General features: G+C 68.3%; 17 protein-coding genes. 10 read left to right on the top strand and 7 right to left on the bottom strand.

Going from position 1 to position 25727, the window contains the following annotated elements:
* Nucleotides 1-7 precede the first annotated feature (7 nt).
* The 4 genes from WMF45_RS37450 (at nucleotide 8) to WMF45_RS37435 (ending at nucleotide 2964) form a co-directional block, all read left to right on the top strand.
* On the top strand, nucleotides 8-1333 hold the full coding sequence (locus WMF45_RS37450) for a DUF1552 domain-containing protein (RefSeq protein ID WP_437710606.1): 1326 nt from the start codon (nucleotides 8-10) through the stop codon (nucleotides 1331-1333).
* A 137-nt stretch (nucleotides 1334-1470) separates the two neighbouring features.
* The gene (locus tag WMF45_RS37445; RefSeq protein ID WP_437710604.1) at nucleotides 1471-2166 is read left to right on the top strand and encodes a DJ-1/PfpI family protein; all 696 of its coding nucleotides are present in this window, start codon (nucleotides 1471-1473) and stop codon (nucleotides 2164-2166) included.
* Between the two features lie 161 nt (nucleotides 2167-2327).
* A complete protein-coding gene (locus tag WMF45_RS37440) occupies nucleotides 2328-2798 on the top strand; it encodes a cupin domain-containing protein (protein WP_437710602.1) in 471 nt (156 codons plus the stop codon).
* 16 nt (nucleotides 2799-2814) lie between these two features.
* Complete coding sequence (locus WMF45_RS37435) at nucleotides 2815-2964, top strand: hypothetical protein (protein ID WP_437710600.1); 150 nt, start codon at nucleotides 2815-2817, stop codon at nucleotides 2962-2964.
* Here WMF45_RS37435 and WMF45_RS37430 read toward each other — a convergent pair.
* Nucleotides 2961-3854, bottom strand: coding sequence for a sigma-70 family RNA polymerase sigma factor (locus WMF45_RS37430; RefSeq protein WP_437710599.1), 894 nt, complete (start codon nucleotides 3852-3854; stop codon nucleotides 2961-2963). The two genes, WMF45_RS37435 and WMF45_RS37430, sit on opposite strands and share 4 nt — an antisense overlap.
* A gap of 136 nt (nucleotides 3855-3990) precedes the next feature.
* Here WMF45_RS37430 and WMF45_RS37425 point away from each other — a divergent pair, with 136 nt between their 5' ends.
* Nucleotides 3991-4470, top strand: a complete 480-nt coding sequence (locus WMF45_RS37425) for a carboxymuconolactone decarboxylase family protein (protein ID WP_437719618.1) — start codon at nucleotides 3991-3993, stop codon at nucleotides 4468-4470.
* Between the two features lie 26 nt (nucleotides 4471-4496).
* On the opposite strand, the gene WMF45_RS37420 is transcribed toward WMF45_RS37425, so the two are convergent.
* Nucleotides 4497-5807: an MBL fold metallo-hydrolase gene (locus tag WMF45_RS37420; protein WP_437710597.1), complete on the bottom strand. Its 1311-nt coding sequence runs from the start codon at nucleotides 5805-5807 to the stop codon at nucleotides 4497-4499.
* A gap of 168 nt (nucleotides 5808-5975) precedes the next feature.
* Between WMF45_RS37420 and WMF45_RS37415 the strand changes: the two genes are divergently transcribed.
* The gene (locus WMF45_RS37415; RefSeq protein ID WP_437710595.1) at nucleotides 5976-6545 is read left to right on the top strand and encodes a LysR family transcriptional regulator; all 570 of its coding nucleotides are present in this window, start codon (nucleotides 5976-5978) and stop codon (nucleotides 6543-6545) included.
* A 205-nt stretch (nucleotides 6546-6750) separates the two neighbouring features.
* Here WMF45_RS37415 and WMF45_RS37410 read toward each other — a convergent pair whose 3' ends face one another.
* Complete coding sequence (locus WMF45_RS37410) at nucleotides 6751-7884, bottom strand: lipase family protein (protein ID WP_437710593.1); 1134 nt, start codon at nucleotides 7882-7884, stop codon at nucleotides 6751-6753.
* A 673-nt stretch (nucleotides 7885-8557) separates the two neighbouring features.
* Here WMF45_RS37410 and WMF45_RS37405 point away from each other — a divergent pair.
* The 4 genes from WMF45_RS37405 to WMF45_RS37390 all read left to right on the top strand — a co-directional run bounded on the left by WMF45_RS37405 (nucleotide 8558) and on the right by WMF45_RS37390 (nucleotide 22984).
* A complete protein-coding gene (locus WMF45_RS37405) occupies nucleotides 8558-9415 on the top strand; it encodes a trypsin-like serine peptidase (RefSeq protein ID WP_437710591.1) in 858 nt (285 codons plus the stop codon).
* A gap of 201 nt (nucleotides 9416-9616) precedes the next feature.
* On the top strand, nucleotides 9617-15586 hold the full coding sequence (locus tag WMF45_RS37400; RefSeq protein ID WP_437710590.1) for an AAA family ATPase: 5970 nt from the start codon (nucleotides 9617-9619) through the stop codon (nucleotides 15584-15586).
* Nucleotides 15583-17727 (top strand): response regulator, encoded by a 2145-nt coding sequence (locus WMF45_RS37395; protein WP_437710588.1) that lies wholly within the window; start codon nucleotides 15583-15585, stop codon nucleotides 17725-17727. Before WMF45_RS37400 ends, WMF45_RS37395 begins: the two co-directional genes overlap by 4 nt.
* A gap of 193 nt (nucleotides 17728-17920) precedes the next feature.
* The gene (locus WMF45_RS37390; RefSeq protein WP_437710586.1) at nucleotides 17921-22984 is read left to right on the top strand and encodes a protein kinase domain-containing protein; all 5064 of its coding nucleotides are present in this window, start codon (nucleotides 17921-17923) and stop codon (nucleotides 22982-22984) included.
* 114 nt (nucleotides 22985-23098) lie between these two features.
* Here WMF45_RS37390 and WMF45_RS37385 read toward each other — a convergent pair whose 3' ends face one another.
* From WMF45_RS37385 to WMF45_RS37370, 4 genes are all read right to left on the bottom strand, one after another.
* Nucleotides 23099-23518: a HEPN domain-containing protein gene (locus tag WMF45_RS37385; RefSeq protein ID WP_437710584.1), complete on the bottom strand. Its 420-nt coding sequence runs from the start codon at nucleotides 23516-23518 to the stop codon at nucleotides 23099-23101.
* Nucleotides 23502-23906: a nucleotidyltransferase domain-containing protein gene (locus WMF45_RS37380; protein ID WP_437710582.1), complete on the bottom strand. Its 405-nt coding sequence runs from the start codon at nucleotides 23904-23906 to the stop codon at nucleotides 23502-23504. Before WMF45_RS37380 ends, WMF45_RS37385 begins: the two co-directional genes overlap by 17 nt.
* Nucleotides 23907-23998: 92 nt before the next feature.
* Complete coding sequence (locus WMF45_RS37375) at nucleotides 23999-24289, bottom strand: hypothetical protein (protein WP_437710580.1); 291 nt, start codon at nucleotides 24287-24289, stop codon at nucleotides 23999-24001.
* Between the two features lie 187 nt (nucleotides 24290-24476).
* Complete coding sequence (locus WMF45_RS37370) at nucleotides 24477-25397, bottom strand: hypothetical protein (RefSeq protein WP_437710578.1); 921 nt, start codon at nucleotides 25395-25397, stop codon at nucleotides 24477-24479.
* Nucleotides 25398-25727 lie beyond the last annotated feature (330 nt).

Here is a 25727-nt window from a genome sequence, read left to right as displayed (position 1 = left end):
ACCCGCCATGCGCAACGTAAAATTTTCCCGGCGTGCGATGCTTCGTGGCCTCGGCTACGGAACGATTTTCTGTTCCGGGCTGGCCGACAACCTCTACGCCCAGACCGTTCCGCGAATCACCCGCGTCGCCATGTTCGGCTACGCGAATGGCTCTCACTATCAATCGGAGCCGACCGGGGGCGAAACCAGCTTCGTGCTCAAGCCGCACATGGCGCCGCTCGAAGCGGTGCGCGGCGACCTCCTGGTGTTCAAGAACCTGACGCTCGCACGCGACCCCGGTAACGCGCACCGCTCGGCGTCGTTCTCGGTGTTCGGCCTCGGCGCGAAGACCAGCATCGATCAGGAGTTCGCCAAGTTCCTGAAGGACACGACCCCGCTGGCGTCGCTGGAGATGGCGGTCGGACAGACGTCCGGCGACGGCGGCGTCATCCCCGGACTGTCTCAGGTCGACGGCAGGTTCGTCCCCAGCGTGACGAACCCGCTGGCTGCGTACCAGCGCATCGCCGACCGCATCAGCGGGGGCGCTCCCTCGTCGGGCAGCGGCATGAACACGCCGAGCGCCGCCGAGCAGGCGCTGCTCCGCCGTCAGAGCGTGCTCGACTTCATCAAGGACGATGTCCGGACGTTTCGCGGGCGGCTCGGGCCGGAGGAAGCCACCAAGATGGACTTCTACCTCGAGTCGCTGCGCACGCTCGAACGCGATGTCGGCAGCAGCATCCCCACGGAGTCGCCTTCGAACTCGTGCACGAAGCCCGCGTCGCCGCTGCTCAGCAAGAACACCATGATGAACGACATGCCGGAGCACAGCCGGCTGTACCTCGACCTCATGGCGATGGCTTTCGCCTGCAACGTCACTCGCGTGGCCACCATGATGTGGGGCGGCGGCGAGAACAACGAAGCCGTCAAGTTCGGCGACATCGATATTCCAGCCTGGCACTCCCTCTCCCACGGCGATCCGGACGGCGCTCCGGGACAGCAGCTCATCCGGCTCCAGGCCTATTTCGCGGGAGAGTTCCGCTATTTCATCGAGAAGTTGAAGAGCTTCTCCGACGGCGAGTTCTCGCTGCTCGACAACACCGCGGCGGTTCTTTCCACCCAGAACGGCAGCAGCCAGCTGGGCGCCGCCCAGAACTTCGCCGAGACCGACCACCCGCCCCAACACGCGCCCTTCGTTGTCGCCGGCAGCTGTGGAGGTGCCTGGAAGACCGGGCGCCTGCTCGACGCCGGCGGCCGCAATCACAACGACCTTTATCTCAGCATTGCCAAGGCGATCGGCATGAATGTGACGTCGGTCGGCCGCGCCGCGTGGTGTCGAGGCCCGCTCATCACGTAATCGGTCGCTGAAACCCCGGACAGACGACGACGCTGATCGCGTGGGGCATGGGCTTGGCAGGAAAGGAGGACTATTTGTCCTTTCTGCCAAGGTGCCCTCGTGGGAGGGTTCGGTCAACTCCGGCAGAGAGGCGCGCCATGGAAAGGCCGTTCACGATCGTCTTCATCCTGTTCCCCCGGCTCACGCAGCTCGATTTCACGGGCCCGTTCGAGGTGTTGCAGCGCCTGCCCGGCGCGCGCCTCGTGGTGGCCTCCCGCGAGGGCGGCTCGCTGACCGCCGACAGCGGCCTCACCTTCGCCGGGCTCGCCCGCCTGTCCGACATCACCGAAGCCGACGCGATCTGCGTGCCCGGGGGCCACGGCCTCACGGAGGCCCTCGGTGATCGGGAGCTCGTCGCGCATGTCCAGCGCCTCGGTCGCGGAGCGCGCTACGTGACCTCGGTGTGCACGGGCTCGTTGCTGCTCGCCGCCGCGGGCCTGCTCGAGGGCAAACGCGCCGCCTGCCACTGGGCGTTCCGTCCGCTGCTCGCCGAGCTCGGCATCCAGACCGAAGCGGCGCGCGTCGTGCGCGACGGCAACGTGATCACGGGCGGCGGCGTCACCGCCGGCATCGACTTCGCGCTCACCCTGGTGGCGGAGATCGCCGGCGCGGACGTCGCTCGTGCCATCCAGCTCAGCATCGAATACGATCCGCAGCCTCCCTTCGACGCGGGCTCCCCCGAGACCGCGCCCGCCGAGGTGCTCACCCGCGTCCGCGACCGCGTTCTGCTTCAATATCCCGAGCGCCGCGCCGCCTTGTTGGCCGCGCGCGCCGCGCTCGCCCGACCGGTGTGACTGCGCTCCCGGGAGCCTCCTCCCGCTCCCTCGGCGAGAGGATCGGGGAGGGGGGCTGGTCGGGAGCTCCCGCGATCCCCTTGAGCCCGGCGACGCTCGCCTCCACGCTCAGGCCCACACCGCGCGGCCGCTGAGCGCAGCCGCTTTGCTCGGAGATGATCATGCCCCTCGAACGCCCTGCCCTGAACCCCAGCGATCTCGAGCCCCGCACCGGCTCGACGTACCCCGACTCTCTTCGCGCGCGCGTCACGCCGCGCGAGAAGCGCGCGCTCGGGGACGCGCTCGGCCTGACGAAGATCGGCGTCAACCTCACCACGCTCTTCCCGGGCAAGGAGTCGGCGCTGCGGCACTACCACTCTCACGAGGACGAGCTCGTCTTCGTGCTGGAGGGCGAGGTGGTGCTGCGCACGGACGACGGCGAGCAGGTGCTCACGGCGGGTCAGTGCGCGGGTTTTCCGGCCGGCGCGCGCAACGGGCATCACTTCGTCAACCGCAGCGCCGCGCCGGCGCGTTACCTCGAGATCAGCAACCGCGATCCCGAGGACAGCGCCGAGTATCCCGACGAGGACCTCGCCGTCCGCAAGGTGGGCGGCAAGTACGTCTACACGCACAAGGACGGAACACCGTACTGAGTGGATGAGGCGGTGAATGACCGCCGCGAGAGACGGGCTCGGGTCCACGCGGCGCCGGGACGCAGCGCAGAGCAGGTCCGCCGCGCGCCGGGCGACGGCGCCGGAGGGCCATGAGGCCGAGCAAGGCGAGCGCGGCCCCGCCGGCGCCCCGGCGCGGGTTGTCTAGATCTCCAGCTGCGGTCCGCCGTCCAGAACCAACAGGTCGAGATCGCGGAGCTGCTCGCGGTCGCCCACGACGTCGATCCGGGCGATTTTCCCCTGCGCGAGGGTGAAGCGGAACACCCGGAAGAGCCTTCCTTTCGGGGCCACGACGATGCCCGCCGTGCCGTCCACGAGGGCGGGGCGGGCGAATTTGGCGCCGCGCGCGGCGGGGATCGCCTGCTTGGCCCAGGCGCGCGCCCCGCGGATCTCGCCCCCGGCCGGGGGTTCGACCGTGGCGTCGGAGTGGACCACGACGTCCGGATCGAGGATCGCCACGAGCGCGTCGAAGTCGCCGCCGCGCATGGCCGCGATGAAGGCGTCGACGACCTCGCGCTGGCGGCCGACGTCGGCGTCCGGGGACGGGGGCGCGCCCTGCACGCGGCGGCGGGCGCGGCTCGCGAGCTGCCTCGCCGCGGCCGGGGAGCGGCCCACGATGGCGGCGATCTCCTCGAAGGGCACCGCGAACAGGTCGTGCAGCACGAAGGCGAGGCGCTCGGCGGGGGTCAGCGTGTCGAGCACCACGAGCAGCGCGAGGCCGACCGAGTCGGCCAGCACCGCCTCTCGCTCGGGGTCGGTCCCGGCCTCGCGGTCCGCGGCGGGGTCGGGCGCGGCCATCGGGTCCTCGCGCCGCGCCTTGCGCGAGCGCAGCATGTCGAGGCACACCCGCGCCACGACCGTCGTCAGCCACCCGCCCAGGTTCTCGACGCCGCTCGTGTCGGCGCGGCTCAGGTGGAGCCAGGACTCCTGCACGGCGTCCTCCGCCTCGCTCAGGGAGCCGAGCATCCGGTACGCCACGGCCTGCAGATGGGCCCGGTGGGCCTCGAACCGCTCCGCCAGCCAACTATTTTCATCCATCGGTCACACTCCCTCGTCGTGCTTCGTCATGGCTGTGACGGACGAACCCTAGCCGATGTGACGACGCGAACGGACGTTCCGCGCCCCGTCACCGTTGGCGAGCACACCCGAACGCCTCGAGAGGAGCACGAACATGCTGAAAGCACGGATGAAGAACCCCGCGATGGTCATCCCCGACGTCATGCAGCCGATCTACGCCCTGATCGGCGCGGTGAAGAAGAGCGGCGTGCCGGCGCGGACGCTCGAGCTCGTCCACCTGCGGGTGAGCCAGGTCAACGGGTGCGGCTTCTGCGTCGACATCGGCGCGCGCGAGATGAAGAAGGCGGGCGAGACCGACGAGCGCATGTTCGCCGTGGCGGCGTGGCGCGAGGCGCCCTATTTCACCGACGCCGAGCGCGCCGCGCTGGCGCTCGCCGAGGCCGCGACGAGGCTCAGCGACCGCGCGGATCCGGTGCCCGACGCCGTCTGGGAGGAGGCCGCGCGGCATTACGACGAGCCGGCGCTCGCGGCGCTGACCCTGCACATCGGGCTGGTCAACCTCTTCAATCGGTTCAACGTGACAACGAGGCAGATCGCCGGCTCGATGAAGCTGGATACGCGCGCGGACAACCGCTGACGGGGAGAAGCCGTGGGATTGGCGTCCTAGGAGCGACCAGAAGGGGCGCTCATGTCCCGGCGCGCGGTGAGCCATGCGGTCCCGGCGGCGGCCAGGAGCGCGGCGGCGCCGAGGAGATAGAGCCCGCGCAGGGCGGCCCCCGTCTTGTCGGGATCGAAATCGGTGAGCGAGCTCCGCGAGCCGCGCGGCAATACCCAGGCGTCGCTCCCGCCGCCGACCGCGCGCATGGCGCGCCCGAGCGGCTTCTCGGGCGCCATCCGGCTCTGAACGTACATGATCCAGCGGCCCAGCGGGGTATGCCCCTTCGGCTTCTGCTCCATCGACGTGATGACGCGGCGGAGCTCGGCGGCCGTCTCGGCCGCGCTCCCCTCGCCCGGCAGGCGGGCCCATTCCCCGTGACCCGGCAACACCCACGCGAACCTCAGCCAGCCGGCCTCCGCCGCGGCGAGCAGATACCGCACCGAGCGGATCTGGCGCTCCCAGTCCTCCCAGCATTGCAGTCGGTGCGCCACGAGCTGACCCAGGAAGCGCGAGTAGCTCAGGTGATCGCCGGTGAACAGGAAGCGGCCTCGATAGAGGAGGCATGACGACCCCGGCGTGTGCCCGGGCTGCGGCAATAGCAGGAACTCGGCCTCTCTGGCCGCCTCTCTCGAGAGCGGCTCCCCCTCGAGCGAGAGCGGGCCGAGCTCGTTCCCGAGCTTGATCTCCACGTCGCCGGTCGAGGGCATGTACTTGGTCTCACGGAGGTTCACGTCCGCGGCGCCGAGGATGCGGCGGCAACCCGGGAAGCGGCTGGCGAACTCGGCGTGGTGGTTCGTGTGGTCCTTGTGCGTCAGAAAGAGCCATCGCACGCCGCCGTGCTCCGCGAGCCAGCGGAAGACCTCCTCGCTCGGCTTCGGGGGATCGATCAGCACCCCGCCTCCGTCGCGCTCGATGAAATAGGACAGGGCGCCGAAGTTCTTGACGGATGGCTGTCCGATGACCCAGACATGATCCTCGATGGGCCGCGGAAAGCCGCGCCAGGGTGATCCAAGATCGCCCCGGCGAACCGGCGCCGCGCCCGGCTTGAGCGTGATGGCGCCGAACGGGCACGCCGCGACCGCCGTCCGCGCCGCCATCAGTTCTTCCTTGCTCCGCGGCTGCCGCAGCACACCCGTGAAGGCGCCCTCCTCGTGGGAGCCCGGCAGCACCGAGAGGCGGCGGCCTCCCCGGAGGTCGATGGCCGGCACCACCTCGCCGAGGAGCTCCGGCGCGAAGTTCCGGCACGTGCCGGCGCCGCAGCACTTGCGCGTAACGAATAGCTGTCCCCACTCCTCAACCTGCATTTCGTCTTGCATCGCGGTACCTCGTGAATGGCAATCGCTGGTAGAGAATCTCTCGGCCGAGCTCGGAGTTCTCCAGGTCTTCGCTGCCAGTCGTGGCAGTGTCAGGAACGACGGTAGCTTCTCCCGCTGCGCTTGACCAGGTAGCGGCCTGGCGAATGGCCTGTTCGACCAGGCTGCACAATGTTCGATTTCGACGCGATGGCGACGTTCGTGGAGGTGGTGCAGCTCGCGAGCTTCAGCGCGGCGGCGAAGGCGCTGCGGCTTCCGCGATCGACGGTCAGCGAGCGTGTGGCTCGCCTGGAAGCGTCGCTCGGCGTGAGGCTCACCGAGCGCACGACGCGCGTGGTGCGACCGACGAGCGCCGGCGCCGCGTATCACGAGCGCTGCGCGCGCATCCTGTCCGAGATGGAAGAGGCCAACGCCGCGGTGAAGGACCTCGAGTCCTCCCCACGCGGCGTGCTGCGGGTGGCAACGCCGCTCCTGTTCGGCGAATCGTTCCTCGCCGGCGTGGCGGCGGCGTTCACGCAGCGCCACCCCGCCGTGGAGATCGAGATGGTCGCGAGGCCCGGCGATCGCGCGGATCCGGTGCCCGATCACGTCTGGGAGGAGGCCGCGAGGCATCACGACGGGCCGGCGCTCGCAGCGCCGACGCTTCACATCGCGCTGACCAACCTCTTCAATCGGGTCAACGTCACCACGAGGCAGATCGCCGGCTCGGTGAAGTGGAAGGCGCGCGCGAACGCACGCTGAGGAGGCGTCAATACGGCCGGTTTTTCCGGCATTCCCCGCTTCCTCACCGCGCTCGGCGAGCCGGCTTTTTTTACTTACGCGCTCGAGGCGAGGACAGCAGTTTGAGGCGACGGGTCGACGGCGCGAGCTCCCGACGTCCAGGGCCCCGCGGCAGGTTTGCGCCGCATGGGCCCGGGCGCTGAGGCGGCGTGCCGGTGGTCGTGCCTCAGTCGAGCTCGGCGCCTGGCGCGGCCATCATCGAGACGCGCATGTAGTTGATCGGCATGTGGTCTCCCCAGGAGAAGGGCAGGCGCAGCCAGCTGATGGGCGATATCTGCTGCGAGACCCACGCCATGACGCCGAGGGCGTTGCTCAGCCCGATCGTGATAGCCTTCCGCGCGTTCTTCGGCTCGTAGACCCAGCCGTGATCCGTCGAGTTGTATTGCCGTCCGAAGTGCTCGTAGCAGCCGACCGTGAGTGGCGGCATGCGCGGCACGATGTCGTGCGCGTAGACATGACGGAACAGCTTCCGTCCGATCGTGTTCTTGTGCTCCTCTGCGAACGTCCTGTCGCCGACCATCGGCTGCCCGAACGTATAGACGCCGCGCAGCTTGTCCCGGAGGCCTGTGAGCTCATGGTCCGACTCGATGAGCGCTGCCGCGATGACCGCCATGGCGCCGCCCAGGCTGTGGCCGGTGATGTAGAGGGCCGACAGCTCGGGCGGGCGCGTGGGCGCTGTGGCGTTCTCGCGGCCGGTCACCGCGCCACGCTCGCCCTCCTCGGAGGCGCACGGCGCCCCGGCGGTGCCCGGGGAGTCCTTGGCTGGGCACGTGCTCACCCACTGGTTCTCCAGCGACGTCAATCGCTTGCAGAGATCCTGCTGTACGTAGAGCCCTCTCAGCAGATCCTTCAGGGGTTCCCACATCGCGCGGACCGCCCGGTAGAAGCCGCCGTGGACGCGCCCCGCGGAGGGGAAAGGCTCCATCCTGGCGCTCGCGTCTGACAGCCAGTTGATGGCGTTGCGCGGCTCCGTCCCTCGGAAGGAGAGAATCACGACGTTCTTGTCGGAGCTCTGGACGACGACCGCCGCGGTGTTCACGAGGAGCACATCGTTGGCGAGGGTCAGGGCCGCCGCGTCGCAGCCCAGCAGTCCATGGCGCACCATCACGCTCGCGAACGTGGTCACGTCCGAATACGTCCACGTCGATGTGAACGCGAGTGCCTCGGCGATCTTCCTGTCGTACACGCCAGGCTCGACCTTCAAGAGGCGGGAGGTGATCTTCGGAAAGCGTCGCTCCAGGTCCGTTGACTCCACACCTCCAGGACCGACCCCTGCTGAAAAGACCCCTTCGATGCGCATCGTGTCTCCCTTCGTGCCGCCGGATGATGCGAACGGCGCAGGCGTGCTCGGGCAGCGGAGGGGGTCCGAGCCGTCCCGTTCCAGCCGGCGTGGCGCTCTCTCGGCGCGCCGCCCACGCAGCCCGCACGCAACGCCGGCTAACTTTGATGTCGTGCGCCTCGCGGCGCTAGCCGATACGACATGTCATCCGAACGTTCAGCGCCGTCGCTCGATGGCTTCGCCTCGGTCGGAGCGCCGGCCGTTCCAGGCGAGCGCCGGGCCGCGCGCTCGGCGTGGCCGCCTGTGCCGCACGAGGCCGCCCAGAGCGCGGCGCGCCGGGGCACGTTTCGCCGCGAGGCAATCAGACGAGCAGAGGACGAGGCCGACCCGTGAGAGGAGCCCTGGAGAGTCGCTCGACTCACAAACGCACATGAGCCTGTCTGTTGCCGGGCTTGTCTTGCCAGCACAGGTTCGTAAAGAGCCGAGCGTGGAGCCGATGACTGTTGGCCCGTTTGCTCGACGATCGCCGCAGCGACGACCATCCGGAAAGCGGAAGCCGCCGTGGAGCATGGCAACGGCTGAGGGCCGGCCAGACGCGGTCGGGCAAGAGCCTGAGCGTGCCCGCTGACCGCCGCGCTACGGGAGGCGCGACGAGCGGGGCGCCGCTCCCACACAACCCGCTCATCGATGAAGGATGGTGCTCATCATGGGACGCAACCACCAGACCAGAAGCAGCCCGGAGCTCGAGGTGCTCCGGAAGAAATCGCGTGATTCCGAGAGGATGCCCGCCGTCGCGCAGCCGATCGGATTCGATACTCGAACGTTCGTGGATGCGCAGGATCTAAGCACATTTCCTTACAGCGCGATCTGTGCGCTGATGATCACGCCTTCTCCGGGGGCCGAGCCCATAGGCGGAACCGGCTTCTTCATTCATCCACGCGTCGTGATCACGGCGGGCCATTGCGTCTACAATCTCAACTACTTCAACGCGAACCCGTCCAACAATGGGTGGCCAGTGTCCGTCGAGGTGATCCCGGCCATGAATGCTGCTGCGGCGAATCCTCGCCCCCACGGCTACGAGATCGTCACCTACATCGAGAGCGACAACCCGTTCCGGGTGCACGCGGGGCTCCTCGGACACTTCGATGCGATGCCCTGCGACTACGGCGCTATCTTGCTCTCCTCGGATCTCGGCGCCAACCTGGGGGCGTTCCCCTGCGAGCCGGCGGCGACGCTGCCCCTCGTTGAGGTTCCCGCCACGCTGGCTGGATACCCCTATAGCGTTGAGTCGGAGGTAACAGCGTTGGATGGGGGACGGATGTGCCGGCAAAGCTTGTCATCGGTCACGCTGGGCCTGAGCCCCGTCGTGTCTTACGAATTCGACACATCGCCGGGGCAGAGCGGTAGTCCGGTCTGGACCAACGTTGGCAATCACCAGCACGTCGCGGTGGCGATCCACTGTAAATTCGGGAGCCGCCTCGACAACTGTGGGCGGCGGATCACGAGCGAGGTAGTGGACGATTTCCGGACATGGATCGACGAGGCGAGCTGAGCCGCCGCCTTCACGCCACAGCCCGCCTGCGTGCGCGATCGTCGCTCGCCATAACCCGGCCCGGGGACGACCACGGCCTTGTCGCGCAGCAGAGGTCGCCCGAAAAAATCCCGAGACGGAGGATCGCTGGTCGCATTCCGTCCTGCTCGACACTACGATGAGGCTCCGACAGCAGCGCCCCTGAAGGATGCGAGGGGGGCAATGATGGAGCTGCGGGATTACACGCTGAACAAGGTAATCTACGACGGCAACGAGACACGGGTATGGCGCGCGGTCCATGTCCCCTCGGGCGCGCGCGTGGCGATCAAGATCCCGGTGGCCGAGGTGGCCAGTCCGCGCGTGATGGGGCGGCTGATCCACGAGCACCAGGTGCTCATGCAGCTCGCCGAGGTGCCCGGGGTGGCGCGCGCACGGGCGCTGGAGCAGCGGGGCGGCTCCGCGGCGCTCGTGCTGGAGGATCCTGGCCTCGGCTCGCTCGATCGCCTGCTCGCCAAGCAGGGGCGCGTGCCGGTCGGGGCGGCGCTGCGGCTCGGCCGGCTCCTGTCACGGGTGCTCGAGGGGGTGCACGCCGCCGGCGTGATGCACAAGGACATCAAGCCGCAAAACGTGCTGGTGGACGAGGCGTGCGAGAGGGTCACGCTGCTCGACTTCGGCATCGCCTCGCTGCTGTCCCAGGAGGCGACCGAGGCGAGCATTCCGGAGGCGCTGGAGGGGACGCTTGTCTATATTTCCCCGGAGCAGACGGGGCGCACGGCGCGCGCGCTCGATACGCGCACGGACCTGTACTCGCTGGGGGTGACGCTCTTCGAGGTGATGTCGGGGCGGCTGCCGTTCACGGAGCGCGATCCGCTCTCGCTTGTGCACGCGCACCTGGCCAAGGACCCGCCTCCGCTCGACGCCGTCGCCCCGGAGGTGCCGAGCGCCGTGGCAGCCATCATTGCGAAGCTCCTGGCCAAGGATCCCGAGCGGCGCTACCAGACGGCCCGCGGCGCGGCCGAGGATCTGGAAGAGGCCCTCCGTCAATGGGACGAGCGGAGCACGGTCGCGCCGTTCGGCCTGGGAAGAAAGGACTTCTCGCGCAAGCTCCGGTTGCCGCAGGTGCTGGTCGGGCGGGAGCGCGACGTCGAGCGGGTGGGCGAGTCCTTTGCGCGCGCCGCGCAGGGCATGACGGAGCTCCTGCTCGTCGGCGGCCCCTCGGGCATCGGCAAGACGGCGCTGGTGCGCACCGTCTACAGGGATATCGCCCAGGCGGGGCGCGGGCTCCTGATCGCGGGAAAGCACGATCAGCTCGCGCGGTCGACGCCTTACGCGGCGCTGGCGCAAGCGTTCGGGGCGCTGATGCGCCAGTGGCTCTCCAGCTCGGAGGCGGTGCTCGAGGCCTGGCAGGAGAGGATCCGGCGCGAGGTCGGGGACAACGCGCGGCTCATCGCGGACGTGGTGCCGGAGCTCGATCTGGTCATGGGCAAGCTGCCGCCGGTGCCGCCGGTGGAGGGCGAGCAGGTGCTCAACCGGCAGAAGCTCACGTGGCTGAATTTCGTGCGAGCCGTCACGGCGCCGAACCCGCCGCTCGTGATGTTCCTGGACGACATGCAATGGGCCGACAGCGCCACGCTGATCATCCTGCAGACCTTGCTGACGGACGTGGAGCGCAAATCGCTGCTGGTGATCGCGGCGTACCGCGACAACGAGACGCCGCGCGAGCACCCGCTGTGGAAGCTCGTGGAGGCGGTGGAAAAGAGCGAGGCGAACGTCTCGCGGATGACGGTGGGCCCGCTGTCGGCAGAGCAGGTGCAAAAGTGGTGCTCGCGGACGCTGGAGAGCGAGCCCGCGCGGGTGGAGCCGCTGGCGCGCGTGCTCTCGCGCAAGACCCGCGGAAACCCCTTCTTCCTGGAGCAGCTGCTGCTCTCCCTGCACCGGCAGAAGCAGGTGGTGCGGGACCCGGAGACCGGGGCGTGGCGGTGGGAGCAATCGTCGCTGGAGAAGGCGGGCGTCACCGACAACGTGGTGGCGCTCCTGACGGACAAGGTGCGTGAGATGCCCGAGCCGACGCAGCAGCTCCTGGGGCTCGCGGCCTGCGCAGGCCACACGTTCCACCTGCAGGACCTGGAGCGGCTCAGCGGGTGGGAGCGCGCCCGCGTGACAGGGGCGTTATGGCCGGCGCTGGACGCCGAGCTCGTGGTGCCGGTCGATGGGGCCTACCGCCCCGCGCAGGCGCTCGGGGTCATCGGCGCGGCGGCGATGGATGCGGCGTACCGGTTCCTGCACGACCGCGTGCAGCAGGCGAGTTATGAGCGGATCTCGCCGGAGCAGCGGGTGCTCGCGCACCTCGAGATCGGCCGCCGGCTCCAGGCGCGTCATCGCGCCGAGGGGGGGACGGTCCAGCAATTCCTGGAGCTCGTGCGCCACCTGAACCTGGGCGCGGCGCGGCTCGAGTCCGTGGAGGAGCGCAAGGAGCTCGCGCGGCTGAACCTGGAGGCCGCGCGCGCCGCGATGGCGGCGAGCTCGTACCGGTTGATGACCCACCTGCTGGACAGCGCCCAGGCGCTCCTCGGCGAGCGGGCCTGGGAGCAGGAGCGCGCGCTGTCGGTGGAGATCGGGCTCGAGCGCCTGGAGGCCGCCTATCTGCTGCGCGAGTTCGACGACGTCGAGGCGCGGGCGCTCGCCTTGCTGGACAGGCCTCTGCCGGAGGTCGCCTGGCTCTCGGCGCAGGAGATCCGCACGCGCTGCTGCGTCGCCACGGGCCAGTACACGCGGGGAATCGGGCTCGGGATGGCCGCCCTCGCGAAGCAGGGCATCACGTTCCCCGACACGGATGAGGCGTGCCAGGTCGCGCTCCTGCGAGAGTCCACCGCGCTGGATCAATGGCTCGATCACGAGCCCGACGGGTTCGATCGAATGCAGGTCGATCCGTCGCTGGAGCACCGGCTCATCGATGCCCTGATGACGCAGGCGCAGCTCTGCGCGATCTACGGCGGCCGGCCGATGCTGTATTCGCTCGTCATCGCCCGCATCGTGTCCGAGGCGATACGGCGGGACGCGCTCACGCCCGCCGCCACCCTCATGATCTGCAGCTTCGCCAACGCGTGGTCGGTCGCGACGGGCATGTACCGCCGCACCATGCGCTGGCTCACGCCCGGGGTGCGCGCCGCGGAGCGCCTGGGCTCCCCGATGCTCCCCGAGTGCCTCGCGCTCAAGGGGATCTACATGGGCCACTCGAGGCCCATCGATGAAGCGTCCCCCGTGTACGAGCAAGCCATCGCGGCCGGCCTGAAGATCGGGTCGTTTCAAGGCACGAGCTGGGGGCTCCTGTGCGACTTGCTCTATTACCGGCTGTGGCGCGGCCTGCCGCTCGGCCAGGTCGATGCGCAGCATAAGGCGCGCTGGGAGCTGGTGCAGCGCGCAGGGGACGCCGTCGGGAGACACCATTTCGAGCTTGTCGCGTCCTTTTGCGAGGTCTTGATGTCTCCTGACGGCGCCAGGCGCCTTTTGGAGGAGGAGCCGTTGCCGCGAGGTTCTCGCTCCCTCCTCGCCGACGGGGACAGGTACACCGGAGGGTTCGCGCGTACCCTGGAAGGGTATCTGTTCTGCGCCGTCGGCAAGTGGGAGCGGGCGCTGTCGAGGATGCAGGAGGCGGAGCAGTTCCAGGCGGACCTCCTCGGGATCCCGATGGTGACGGACATCGCGCTCTTTCTCGCGCTCGCGGCGGCGAAGCGCTGGCCTGACGCCATCACGAGCGAGGAGCGGGCGCGGCTGCGGCAGCACATCGAGCACAGCCTCGCGCGATTGCGCTACTTCACCGAGGGCTGCGAGGCCAATTTCCTCCACAAGCTGCGCCTCGGCGAGGCGGAGTACGCCCGCGTCCTCGGCAAGCCCGAGGAGGCAGCGGCCAGATACGACGAGGCCATCGAGCTGGCCCGCGAGCACCGCTTCCTGCACATCGAGGCCCTGGCAGCCCAGCTCGCCGCCGAGTCTCGGCTGGAGGCGGGCAAGAGCCATGTCGGGGTGATGTACCTGCGCGAGGCGCGCGACGCCTACGCGCGCTGGGGTGCCGACGCGGTGGTCGCCCATCTGAACGCGAGGTATCCCGCCGTGCTCAAGGCGTCCATGCACGAGTCGGCCTCCGACCGAACGACCGTGACGGCGACCACCACGACCACGGGCGGGTCCACGGGCGCGCATTTCGACGTGAAGACCGCGGTGCGCGCGGCGCAGGCGCTCGCGGGTGAGCTCGACCCGGGGCGCGTCGTGGGCCGGCTGATGGAGCTCACGCTGGAGAACGCGGGGGCGCAGCGCGGCGCCCTGGTGCTCAGCGAAGGGGAGGCGCTCTCGGTCGTCGCTCGTTTATGGGTGGAGGGGACCCGCATCGAGGCGGGCCTGTCGGAGCCTCTCGGGCAGAGCCACGACGTGCCGGTGGCGGTTGTGCAATATGCGGCCCGCACGGGCGAGCCGGTGGTGACGGGCGACGCGAGGTCCGATGCGCGCTTCGCCGGCGACCCGTACCTGGCATTGCACGCGGTGCTCTCGCTGCTGGCGCTGCCCTTGACGCATCGGGGCCACGTGGTGGGCGTGCTGTACCTGGAGCACCGCGACGTGCCGTCGGCGTTCCCTCCGGCGCGCGTGGAGCTCCTGTCGGTGCTCGCCTCGCAGGCGGCGATCGCCGTCGAGAACGCCGTGCTGTACCGGGACCAGGAGGTCAAGATCCAGGAGCGGACGGCGGAGCTGCGGCTCGCCAAGGAGGCGGCCGACCGCGCCAATCGAGCGAAGAGCGATTTCCTCTCCAGCATGAGCCATGAGCTGCGCACGCCCCTCAATGGCATCCTGGGCTACGCTCAGTTCCTCATGCGAGCGCCCGAGCTCTCGCCGAAGAGCCGTGAAGGGGTGCAGATCGTGAAGAAATCGGGCGAGCACCTGCTGGCGTTGCTCAACGACCTTTTGGACCTGGCGAAGATCGAGGCCGGCAAGATGGAGCTCGTCCCCCGGAGGTTCGACTTTCCCTCCTTCGTGCACAACGTTGTGGATCTCTGCGGCGTGCGCGCCGAGCAGAGGGGCATCGCCTTCACCCACGAGGTGCGGGGCCCGGCGCTCGCCGCCGTGCACGCGGACGAGAAGCGCTTGACGCAGGTGCTCCTGAACCTGCTCGGCAACGCCATCAAGTTCACCGAGCGCGGCGCGGTCACGCTGCTCGTCGACGTGCTGGACGACGGCGGAGATGGGCAGCGCGACGTGCGCTTCCGGATCGAGGACACGGGCACCGGCATCGCCCCCGAGCACCTCGCGCGCATCTTCGAGCCCTTCGAGCAGGTGGGAGACCAGAGGGTGAAGAGCGAGGGCACGGGGCTCGGCCTCACCATCACCAAGAGGATCATCGAGCAGCTGGGCGGGACCATCCATGTCGAGAGCGAGCTCGGCAAAGGCAGCGCGTTCACCGTGACGCTCACGCTCGCCGAGGCGCTCTCCTCCGCGGCCGCCGACGAGGCCCCGGCGTGGGCCACGATCACCGGGTATCGCGGCGAGCGCCGCACGATCCTCGTCGTGGACGACAACCCCGGCAACCGCGCTCTGTTCTGCGATCTGCTGGTCCCCATCGGCTTCGACCTCGTCGAGGCCGACGGCGGCGAATCCGCGCTGCGGCTGGCCCTGGAGCACAGGCCGGCGCTGATCTTGATGGACCTGGCCATGCCGGGCCTGGACGGCTTTGAGACCACGCGCCGCCTTCGGCGGATGCCCGAGCTCGACGGGGTGGTGATCCTGGCCTCGTCGGCGAACGTCACCGCCGCCGAACAGCCGAAGGGGGCCCACGCCGGCTGGGACGATTTCTTGCCGAAGCCGGTGCATGCCAGCCTGCTCTTCGAGAGGATCGCGCGTTTCCTGCGCGTGGAATGGACGCATGAACCGGTGAATGACACGGCCCCCACGGCGGTGAAGGGGGATGACGTGCCGGTGCCGCCCTCGGCCGAACAGCTCTCGCTGCTGTCGCGGCTGGTGGCGTCGGGCCGTATCCGGAAGGTGCTGGCGGAGGCGGAGCGGATGCAGCAAAATGAGCCGCGACTCGGCCCCTGGCTCGATCAGCTCCAGACGCTGGCGCGGACGTACCAGATGCGCAAGCTGCAGGAGTTCGTCGAGGAGCACGCCGCGGTAGGCCAGGTGGTGGCCGACGGTCAGCGATCATGAGCAGATCTTCGGCGCCCGGCGCTCGTGAGGCCACGATCCTCATCGTGGACGACATGCCCGCCAACCTGGCCGTGCTCGTGGATCATCTGGAGTCCGCGGGTCACCAGGCGCTCGCCGCCGAGGACGCGGAGGCGGCCCTGAAGCGGGCCAGCCTCATGAGACCCGACCTGATCCTGCTGGACGTGGTGATGCCCGGGATCGACGGGTTCGAGACCTGCCGGCGACTGAAGGCGGCCGAGGGCACCCGAGACATCCCGGTGATCTTCATGACCTGCCTCGGAGAAGTGGCGGACAAGCTCGTGGGGTTCGAGGCGGGGGGCGTCGATTACATCACCAAGCCGTTCGAGATTGAAGAGGTGCTCGCGCGGATCAGGACGCACCTGAGCTTGCGCGAGGTGCAGAAGGAGCTCGAGGCGAAGAACGCGCAGCTCCTGCGTGCCCACCAGGAGCTCGAACAGCGGGTGCGAGAGCGCACGGCCGAGCTGGCGAGCTCGAACGCCGCCCTCGAGGCGGAGAACGCCGAGCGCCGGCGCGCGGAGCTCGCTTTGCGCGAGAGCCAGCACCTGCTTCAGGCCATCATCGACAACTCCACGGCGGTCATCTTCGTCAAGGACCTCGAAGGACGGTATTTGATGGTCAACCGCCGCTACGAAGAGCTGTTCCATGTGACCACGCGGTCGATCGCCGGCAAGACCGATCATGACCTGTTCCCCGCGGAGTGCGCCGACGCGCTTCGCGCTTTCGACCGGCAGGTGGTGGAGGCCGGGGGGCCGCTGGAGGTGGAGGAGATCGTGCCCCACGACGATGGGCTCCACACGTACATCGCGATCAAGTGTCCGCTCTTCGACGAGTCGGGCCGGGCGTATGCGGTTTGCGGGATCTCCACGGACATCAGCGATCGAAAGCGGATCGAGGCGGAGCGGGAGCTGCTCCTCTCTCGCGAGCAGGCGGCGCGGGCGGAGCTCGAGCGCACCGGGCGGCTGAAGGATGAGTTCCTGGCGCTCTTGAGCCACGAGCTGCGGACGCCGCTCACCGCGATCCTCGGCTGGTCGCAGCTGCTCCGCATGCGCGGTCCGTCGGACGAGATCCTGGGCCGGGCGCTCGGGACGATCGAGCGGAACGCGCGGGCGCAATCCAAGCTCGTCGACGATCTCCTGGACATGTCGCGCATCATCGGCGGGCGGCTGAGCCTCGACGTGGAGGTGGTCGATCTGACCGAGATGCTCGAAACGCTGCTGGAATCGGCGGAGCCGGCGGCGAAGGCGAAGGGGATCCGCCTGGAGCTCACCGTCGAGTCGGCCGGGGAACAGGTCATGGGGGACCCGAATCGCCTCCAGCAGATCGTGTGGAATCTGGTCAGCAACGCGATGAAGTTCACGCGGCAAGGCGGGCAGGTGAAGGTATCGCTGCGCCGCGAGGGGACGTACGCGCGCCTCGCGGTGAGCGACACGGGCATCGGCATCGCGCCGGAGTTCTTGCCGTACGTATTCGAGCAATTCCGGCAAGCGGACGCCTCGACCACGCGCGAGTACGGCGGGCTGGGTCTGGGTCTCTCGATCGTGCGGCACCTGGTGGGGCTGCACGGGGGGACGGTGGAGGCGACGAGCGCGGGGAAGGATCAGGGGGCGAGCTTCACGGTGAAGCTGCCGCTCTCGGCCAAGCACGCCGAGGCGCTGGCCGGAGGAGAGCCGCCGCCGACGCCGCAGCGCCGCCCGTCATGGCACCGCGCCGGGGAGCTCTTGAGCCTGAAGGGGGTGCGGGTGCTGGTGGTGGACGACGAGCCGGACACGCGAGAGCTGCTCCTCCGGATACTGGCGGAGTGTCAGGCGGAGGTGCGGACAGCGGGCTCGGTCGTGGAGGCGCTGGCGGAGCTGGAGCGGGACCAACCGACGGTCCTGGTGAGCGACATCGGTATGCCGCACGAGGGCGGGTATGAGCTGATCCAGAAGGTGCGGCAGTTGCCGGAAGAGCGTGGGGGGAGCGTGCCGGCGCTGGCGTTGACCGCGTTTGCGCGCGCCGAGGATCGCGCGCGGGCGCTCATGGCCGGATACCAGATGCACCTGGCCAAGCCGGTGAAGCCACCGGATCTGGTGGCGCACGTGGCGACCCTGGCCGGGCGAATCCATGGCGGGGCGAGGTGAGGATCGACGCCGCCTGCTCGGATCCGTTCGCCGCGCACGCTGGGCCCAGCGCGCTCCAAGATCGACTTCATGCCCGCACATTGTGGACCGGCTGCACCCGGGTTGGAGAGCACCGCGGCGCCGGGGCGGATTTCCCTCGAATGGCCGTGCGGACCGCTTGATGCAGCGCACAGAAGCGCTCTACAAGTAGTCCATGATCGGTATCCCCGGGTACACCCTGACAGGCCTCATCCACGAATCCGCTGCGTCGACCGTATACCGAGGATACCGCAACGAGGACCGGGCCCCTGTCGCGGTCAAGCGCCTCAGGAACGAGCGCCCGGCGCCGGCCGAGATCGCGAGGCTTCGCTACGAGTACGCCATCGCCAAGGAGCTCGCGCTGCCCGGCGTGGTTCACGTCCTGGGCATCGTGAAGATCGGGGCGAGCCTGGCGCTCATCATGGAAGACGCCGGGGGCTGCACGCTCCATGAGCTCATCACGGCGCGCTCCCTCACGCTCAAAGACGCGCTCCGGATCGCGATATCCATCGCGAGCACGCTCGAATCCATTCATCGGGGCGGCGCGGTTCACATGGACATCAAGCCGCAGAACATCATCGTCGAGCCGTCCACGTGGAACGCCAAGATCATGGACTTCGGCAGCGCCACCCGCCTCTCCCAGGAGGCACAGCGGCCGAGGAGCCCCGCCGCCTTCGAGGGCACCCTCGCGTATATGTCCCCGGAGCAGACCGGGCGGATGAACCGCGTTATCGACCTGCGCACGGACCTCTACTCCCTGGGGGTCACGCTGTACGAGATGGTGACGGGCAAGCTCCCTTTCCCGACGAAGGACCTCCTGGAGCTCGTGCACTGCCACATCGCCAGGCTCCCGCCGCCGCCGGCGCGGGTCTCGCCCGACGTACCGCGCTCCGTCTCTGACATCATCATGAAGCTCCTGGCGAAGAGCCCCGATGATCGGTACCAGGGCGCCTACGGGCTCCGGATGGATCTCGCCGAGTGCCTCGCGCAGCTCGAGGCGGCGTCGGCGATCGAGCCGTTCGCGCTCGGGCGCCACGATTACGTGGACGCGCTCCGGATCCCGCAGAAGGCTTACGGCCGCGAGGCGGAGCTCGCGGTCCTCGAAGGCGCGTGGCGGCGCGTCAGCCAGGGCGCGAGCCAGCTGCTCCTCGTGTCCGGCCACGCCGGTATCGGCAAGTCGCTCCTCGTCGGCGAGATCCAGAAATCGATCGCGCAGGGCAAGGGGTACATCGTCGCTGGCAAGTTCGACCAGATCAACCGGACCGTCCCCTACGCGGCCGTGGCGCATGTCTTCCGGGAGCTCGTCCGGGCCCTCTTGACCGAGCCCGCGGAGGCGCTCGCGCTGTGGAAGGAGCGAATCGCGAACGCCGTCGGGCAGAACGGCCAGCACCTCGTCGACCTCATCCCCGAGCTCGAGCTCCTCCTCGGCCCCCAGCCCGGCGTCGAGCCGCTCGGACCGACCGAGGCGCAGGCCCGCTTCCACCTCGCGTTCCGGAAGTTCTGCAGCGCCATTCCCGCCCAGGAGCACCCCCTCGTCGTCTTCCTCGATGACCTGCAATGGGCGGATCCGGCCTCGCTCAAGCTCCTCGAGCAGCTCCTGACCGAGCCGGAGATCAAGCATTTCCTTGTGATCGGCGCGTACCGCCACAACGAGGTCGACGAGAGCCACCTGTTTTCGATCACCCTGGGGGAGCTGCGCAAGGCCGGGGTCGCCGTCGGCGACATCGACCTCAAGCCGCTCGAGCTCCCCGTCGTGACGCGGCTCCTCGCCGACACGCTCTCCTGCGACCCCGAGCGGGCCGAGCCGCTCGCGCGTCATGTGATGAGCAAGACCCACGGCAACCCGTTCTTCATGAACCAGTTCATGAGGGCGCTGCACGCCGAGAAGCTCGTCTCCTTCGATCCGGCCCGGCGCGAATGGACCTGGGATCTGCCGCGCATCCAGCAGATGAAGGTCACGGACAACGTCGTCGACTTCATGGCGGGCAGGCTCCTGGAGCTCGATGGACGCGCGCAGCGCACCCTCATGCTCGCCGCGTGCATCGGCTATCGCTTCGACCTGAAGACGCTGGCGAGGGTGGCTGACAGGCCGCGCCGCGAGGTGGCAGGCGAGCTGTCGGCGGCGCTCCGCGAGGGGCTGATCCTCGCTGTCGGCGCGGACTCCAGGTTCTTCGACGCGGCCCTGAGCGGCGCGATGACCGGCGAGGCGGACGAGCCGGAGCTCGCGCTCGACGCCGCCTACCGGTTCTTGCACGACCGGGTCCAGCAAGCGGCCTACCGGCTCCTCGACGAGCCCCGCAAGCAGGAGATCCACCTCCAGATCGGGCGGCTCATGCTCGCGGACAGCGACCCCGGCGGCATGGAGGGTGAGGTCTTCGAGGTCGCGACCCACATGAACCTCGGCATGCCGCGGATCACCGATCCGGAAGAGCGCGTCGCGCTGGCGCGCCTGAACCTCGAGGCGGGCAGGAGGGCGAAGGCAGGCGCGGCGTACGAGGCGGCCGCGAGCTACTTCGAGGCCGGCACGAGCGCGCTCGGCCCGAGGCGCTGGGACGAGCGGCACGAGCTCACCTTCGCGCTGACCACAGGGCTCGCGGAGTGCCTTTGCCTGACAGGCCAGTTCGACGCGGGCGAGCGGCTGTTCGACGCGCTCCTCGAGCGCGCGAGATCCCCGCTGGACGGCGCGCAGGTCCGCAACCTGCGCATGTCGTTCCACCTGATGCGCGGCGACCTCTCCGCGGTCGTGCGGTGCGGCCTCGAGGCCCTCGCGCTGCTCGGGGTCGACATCCCCGCGGCGGCCGAGGAGCAGCGCGCGCTGCTCGGCAGAGAGCTCGAGGCGATGCAGGCCCACCTCGCGAGCCGCCCGATCTCCGCTCTTTTGGGGCTGCCCACCGTCTCCGATCCAGAGAAGCAGGCCATCCTCCGTCTCCTCGCCGACATGACGCAGCCCGCCTCCGCGCTCGGGCTGCCGGTGCTCGGTCCGCTCACGCTCATCATGCAGATCAACCTCGCGGTGGAGTGCGGCACCTCGAGCACAACGGCGTACGCGTGCGTGCTCTATGCGGCGCTCCTGATCGACGGCGTCTTCGAGCCGAGGACCACCGACGACCGGTACAAGGAAGCTTACCAGTTCGCCAGGGTCGGTATCGAGCTGAACGAGCGGATCCCCAACCAGCGCATCACGTGCATGCTCCTCCTGACCTTCGCGTGCATTCTCCATTTCTTCGAGCCGCTCCGGGACACCGTGAAGCTCCTGGCCCGCTCCCGGCAGGCAGGCCTCGAGTCGGGAGATCTGGCGTACGCGTCGTACTGCTGCATTCACATGATCTCGGCGAGCCTGAGCCTCGGCGACGATCTCGGCGTGGTGGCCGGCGAGATCGAGCAGGATCTCGCGCTCATGCGGAAGACGAACGACAAGCTCACGACGCTCATCCTCACGTGCGCAAGGCAGGTCGTCGCGAACCTCACGGGCGGCACCGCCGGGGCGCACACCCTGAGCGACGGCACCTTCGACGAGGCCGCCTTCGCCAGCATGATCTCGGTCCCGGAGCTCACCTATGTGGCCGCCTGGTACCACACGCAAAAGGTCCAGCTGGCCTATCTCCACGGCGACCACGGCGCCGCGCGCGCGCTCATGGCCGCCGCGGAGAAGATGACCGCCGGCTGCGTGAACAACTTCTGGGCGACGGAGCTCGTCTTCTATTCGTGCCTGATCCTCGCCGCCTCGTGCGACGGCGCGCCGGCCTCCGAGAAGGAGCGGTTCGTGGCGGCGCTGTCGGCGCACCGGGAGAAGCTCGCCCGCTGGGCCGAGCTCTGCCCCCGGAGCTACGCGCACAAACATCTCCTCGCCGAGGCGGAGATCGCGCGCATTTCGGGCGGCGACCGGCACGCGGTGGCGCAGCTCTATGACAGGGCGATCGAGGGCGCCGAGGAGGCCGGGTTCACGCGCGACCAGGCGATGGCGAGCGAGCTCGCCGGGAAGTTCCACCATGCGAACGGCCTCACCCGGAGCGCGCGCGCCCACATGACCGACGCCCACCACGGCTACATGCAGTGGGGGGCGACCGCCAAGGCGGACCGACTGGCGGCCGAGGTGCCGCAGCTCGTGCAGAAGATCGCGCTCACGTCGGCGCCGCCTGGCATGCTGGAGCACGCCCGGGCCGCGGTCCAGACCACCTCGACGACGAGGCTCAGCACCAGCGTGCTCGACGTCGAGGCGGTCATCCGATCCGCTCAGGCCATCGCCGGCGAGGTCGTCCTCGAGAGCGTGGTCAGCCGGCTGCTCGACATCGCGATCCAGAACGCCGGCGCGAAGAAGGGGGTCCTCGTCCTGGAGCGCGATCATCAGCTGATGATCGAGGCGTCGATCACCGTGGATCCGAACGCTGTGAGGGTCGGCCTGCTGCTCCCCGTCGAGGGCAGCGACGAGGTCCCCGCCTCGATCGTGCAGTACGTCGCGAGGACGATGCAGCCGGTGGTCCTCGCCGACGCGAGCCACGAGCCACGCTTCGCCGCGGATGCGTACGTCGCCGCGCACAACCCGAGATCGATCCTCTGCCTGGCGATGGTGCACCAGGGGCGCACGAACGGCGTTCTTTATCTGGAGAACAACACGGCGACCAACGTGTTCACGCCGGCCCGACTGGAGCTCTCGAAGCTCCTTTTGGCGCAGGCGGCGACCGCGGTGGAGAACGCCGTGCTCTACGCGAACCTGCACAGGCGCACGGAGTCGCTGCGCCTCGCCGAGGAGCAGCTCAGGGTCGAGTTCTCGGCGCGCGAGCGGAGCGAGCACGCGCGCGCCGAGCTCCAGGAGGAGATCATCCGCGTGCAGAGCGCCCGCCTGGCGGAGCTCTCCACGCCCATCATCCCGATCACCGACCGGATCATGGTCATGCCCCTCATCGGGATGATGGACCGGCAGCGGGCGGAGCAGGTGTTGAGCACGGCGCTCCAGGGGGTCGAATCGAGCGGCGCCGAGGTCGTGATCATCGATATCACCGGCGTGAGGACGGTCGACGGCGACGTCGCGAGCACCCTGATGAACGCCGCCCTCGCCCTCCGGCTGCTCGGGGCGCAGGCGGTGATCACGGGCATCCGCCCCGACGTCGCCCAGACGCTCATCCGCCTGCAGATCGACCTCGGCGCGGTGGTCACGCAGGGGACGCTCCAGAGCGGCATCGCCTACGCCCTGCAGCGGGTGGGGAGCCGCGGCGCGCCCCTCGGCGCGCGCCCGCGGTGAGGAGCGGCCGGGGCGGCGCGTGATAGCGCGTTGCCCCCTCGAACCCGGGCTCCGGGGAGCTCGCGCCGGCCGACCCATCGCCTCGCGCCGTTGTTGGGCCGCCTTTCCGCGACTTCAACCTCCTACAAACTGCTTCCGCGCTTCCACGATAAGTGCAGAGATATGCGCGGCATCCGTCGCTACACCTTTTGGATCCGGAGACGTTGGAACGCGACCACTGGACGTCGCATAGCGGTAGGTCGTCGCATAAGGCGTATACTTATGCAAAGGTGCCAGCTTGGTCTTCCAGGGTTCGGTCTCCGGGAGCTTGGCGACAAGGACATCGAGGTGATGATCGAGGCCAGGCTCGATGTTGTGGAAGAGGAGGAGCACGCGGACAAGCTTCTCGGCCGCCTGCTGGCAGTGGTAGGCCGCATAATGGTTGTCATCCGCGGCGAGGAGCTTCGCGGCCTTCGTATCTTCCTCCGCGAGGTGGAGGAGTGCCTTGAGCCTCTCCTTCTTGCGGTCCGTGCCGCGACTACGCTCGCCGCTCATAGATGCGCTTACCTCGATGATATGCTGCACGTGCGAGCGTGCCGACCTCGTCCTTATCCGCCTCGAAGTCTGATCTGGTGCAGGGGACGAGATCAGCCGGAACCCCCAGCCCGCACGTAAGCTCCCATGCCTTCATGAGATCCAGGGCCGAATCGGGCGCGTCATCGGAGAGCACCGCGAGAAGATCGTAGTCGCTGTCCGGGCGCGCACGCCCCTCGGCCCGGCTGCCAAAGAGCCAGATTTCTTCGGGCGCCAAGCGCGCGATGATCCGCTCAACCAAGGGCACGATCGGGCGGAGGTCGGTCGCGGCAGCAGGCTCACAGGCGCGAGGCAACGAACCCGTCGCCCCGGCGCGGCGTTTCTTGCGCTGCAACGTCCTCGGTGCCATCGGATTCCCCTCAGATGTGAGGATTGTACCAGGTCGCCGCGCGCCACGCAACCGCCTGATAGCACAATGCGGGCCACGGCGCCGGTTCAGGGTCACTCGTCATCGGCGGCGTCGTCATCGGGACCAACGTTGGCCGGGATGGTCTCGCCCGCCTTCTTCAGCGCGGAGTACGTAGGCGGACTCTCGATGGCCGCGCCGAGCCTGCTCATGTCCTTCTCGAAGTAGGGGACATAGTGCTTCCGGATCGCATGGTAGCTCGATGGCGGCAACGGACGTTCGTTGACCTCGCGCAGTAGTTGGTTGACGCGCTCGTTGCTCATGCCACCCAGGATGCCGCCGTAGATGATGGCGCGATGGGCGGGTTGTCGTCGTTTTCCAGCCATGGTCTACCTTCGGGGTCTGCGTGACATGACAGATGAGGCGCCGCCGCGCATCGCACCGTGATGTCTCGTCCGCCCAACATCGTGCCAATAATCTACAGCCATGCAGAACAGAATGCGTGGTGCAGCAGCGCACGACGCGAAGGTGGCTGCCAGCTGCATTGGCGAGTTCGGCTACCTCTCGGTGGGGTTACTTCGACAATGCTTCCTTTACACATGCGCTGATTTCGTCGACCTCGCACTTCGACTGACAATATTTCTTTGCTTCGGCGTCACCAGAGCACTTGTCCTGGCAGGCTTTGATGTCAATCTTTTCACTTTCCGTGCACTTCTTTTTCGCAGCAGCCTCGGCTTCCTTCTTTGCCGCCTCCTCCGCTTCCTTCTTCTTTTTCTCCTCTGCCTCTTTTGCCAATTCGGCAGCTCGTACATAGACGTCAGCAACTTTTGCCGGATCTTCGATGGCCGCGGCTATCCTCTTCAACAGTTCCGCGTCCTTTAACGCATCGCTTGGCAGCTTCTGCTGAAGTTCTCTCATTAACGCCGCTCTCTCGGCACGCTCCTTGGTTGCCGCGAGTCCAGTGTACGCCTTTATGACCTCGAAGAAGAACTTGTCATCGGTGTCCCCTCTCGCTGTCGCCTCAGCGGCCTTCGTGGCGGCGTCGCGGTTGTCGTCCTCCGCCACGGATCTGGCGTTCATGCGCGCCTCGCACCGTCGAAACAAGATTTCGCGAAGGAAAAGCGTTTCGGCGGTGCGTTTTCCGAGCTCAAGCACTGCCTGGGTGGTCTCATAGCTGCCTGTGAGTTTTCCCTCACCCGTAGCCATCTGCGCGGTCGTCACTGAGGCGCTGCCTTCACCCGAAGCTTTCTGTGCAAGTGTAGTTGCAGCATCGGGAGGCGGTTCGGAGCAGCTATCGATTAATTCGCCGGAGGCCGTCAGTCGGGTGAGTTGGCCACGCCTGTTGGCATCAAAGCCGAAGAGAATCGTCCTTTCGCCTTTGTTGTCCGTGATGGCGGTGTAACCAATATAGCCGGGCGTCGTTGTTGCGCCGCAGCCGGCGAGTAGCGTGAGACTGACAGTGAGAATGCTGAAGCACGCATGTGTCGGCTTCATGGTGTCCTTTCGTGCGCAATGTGGTGCTAGGTCGCTGGATGCAGGGGCAGAGCGTCTTCACCATGTACGCCTGCCGAACTATCAGTCGATTGGTCAACCGAGGCCGCCGTATAAGGTCTATTTAGCCCGTCGCCTACCGTGATCCACCGACGAAAAGTCTCACGGTTCGGCTCTGCGCCGCAAGGGCCAAATGCTGTTCAACACTGTAGGGTAGATCGGTCTGACACCGGCGGCGGTCGCTGCCTTTCCGGGGGCCAGGGCGCAGCCAGAGGCGTCGCACATGGGTAACATGGCGCGGGCCGCCTCGACGGGAGGTTGCCGGACATGTAC

This window comes from Sorangium sp. So ce448 (assembly GCF_051520915.1).
Classification (GTDB): domain Bacteria; phylum Myxococcota_A; class Polyangia; order Polyangiales; family Polyangiaceae; genus Sorangium; species Sorangium cellulosum_B.
Note: the sequence above shows the minus strand (reverse complement) of the source record. Positions and strands in the feature narration are given on the sequence as shown.

What these genes read in the sequence shown, in the direction of transcription:
- WMF45_RS37450 (WP_437710606.1), top strand. Translation starts at nt 8, where the DNA reads ATGCGCAACGTAAAATTTTCCCGGCGTGCGATGCTTCGTGGCCTCGGC.
- WMF45_RS37445 (WP_437710604.1), top strand. Translation starts at nt 1,471, where the DNA reads ATGGAAAGGCCGTTCACGATCGTCTTCATCCTGTTCCCCCGGCTCACG.
- WMF45_RS37440 (WP_437710602.1), top strand. Translation starts at nt 2,328, where the DNA reads ATGCCCCTCGAACGCCCTGCCCTGAACCCCAGCGATCTCGAGCCCCGC.
- WMF45_RS37435 (WP_437710600.1), top strand. Translation starts at nt 2,815, where the DNA reads ATGACCGCCGCGAGAGACGGGCTCGGGTCCACGCGGCGCCGGGACGCA.
- WMF45_RS37430 (WP_437710599.1), bottom strand. Translation starts at nt 3,854, where the DNA reads ATGGATGAAAATAGTTGGCTGGCGGAGCGGTTCGAGGCCCACCGGGCC.
- WMF45_RS37420 (WP_437710597.1), bottom strand. Translation starts at nt 5,807, where the DNA reads ATGCAAGACGAAATGCAGGTTGAGGAGTGGGGACAGCTATTCGTTACG.
- WMF45_RS37415 (WP_437710595.1), top strand. Translation starts at nt 5,976, where the DNA reads ATGTTCGATTTCGACGCGATGGCGACGTTCGTGGAGGTGGTGCAGCTC.
- WMF45_RS37410 (WP_437710593.1), bottom strand. Translation starts at nt 7,884, where the DNA reads ATGCGCATCGAAGGGGTCTTTTCAGCAGGGGTCGGTCCTGGAGGTGTG.
- WMF45_RS37405 (WP_437710591.1), top strand. Translation starts at nt 8,558, where the DNA reads ATGGTGCTCATCATGGGACGCAACCACCAGACCAGAAGCAGCCCGGAG.
- WMF45_RS37400 (WP_437710590.1), top strand. Translation starts at nt 9,617, where the DNA reads ATGATGGAGCTGCGGGATTACACGCTGAACAAGGTAATCTACGACGGC.
- WMF45_RS37395 (WP_437710588.1), top strand. Translation starts at nt 15,583, where the DNA reads ATGAGCAGATCTTCGGCGCCCGGCGCTCGTGAGGCCACGATCCTCATC.
- WMF45_RS37390 (WP_437710586.1), top strand. Translation starts at nt 17,921, where the DNA reads ATGATCGGTATCCCCGGGTACACCCTGACAGGCCTCATCCACGAATCC.
- WMF45_RS37385 (WP_437710584.1), bottom strand. Translation starts at nt 23,518, where the DNA reads ATGAGCGGCGAGCGTAGTCGCGGCACGGACCGCAAGAAGGAGAGGCTC.
- WMF45_RS37380 (WP_437710582.1), bottom strand. Translation starts at nt 23,906, where the DNA reads ATGGCACCGAGGACGTTGCAGCGCAAGAAACGCCGCGCCGGGGCGACG.
- WMF45_RS37375 (WP_437710580.1), bottom strand. Translation starts at nt 24,289, where the DNA reads ATGGCTGGAAAACGACGACAACCCGCCCATCGCGCCATCATCTACGGC.
- WMF45_RS37370 (WP_437710578.1), bottom strand. Translation starts at nt 25,397, where the DNA reads ATGAAGCCGACACATGCGTGCTTCAGCATTCTCACTGTCAGTCTCACG.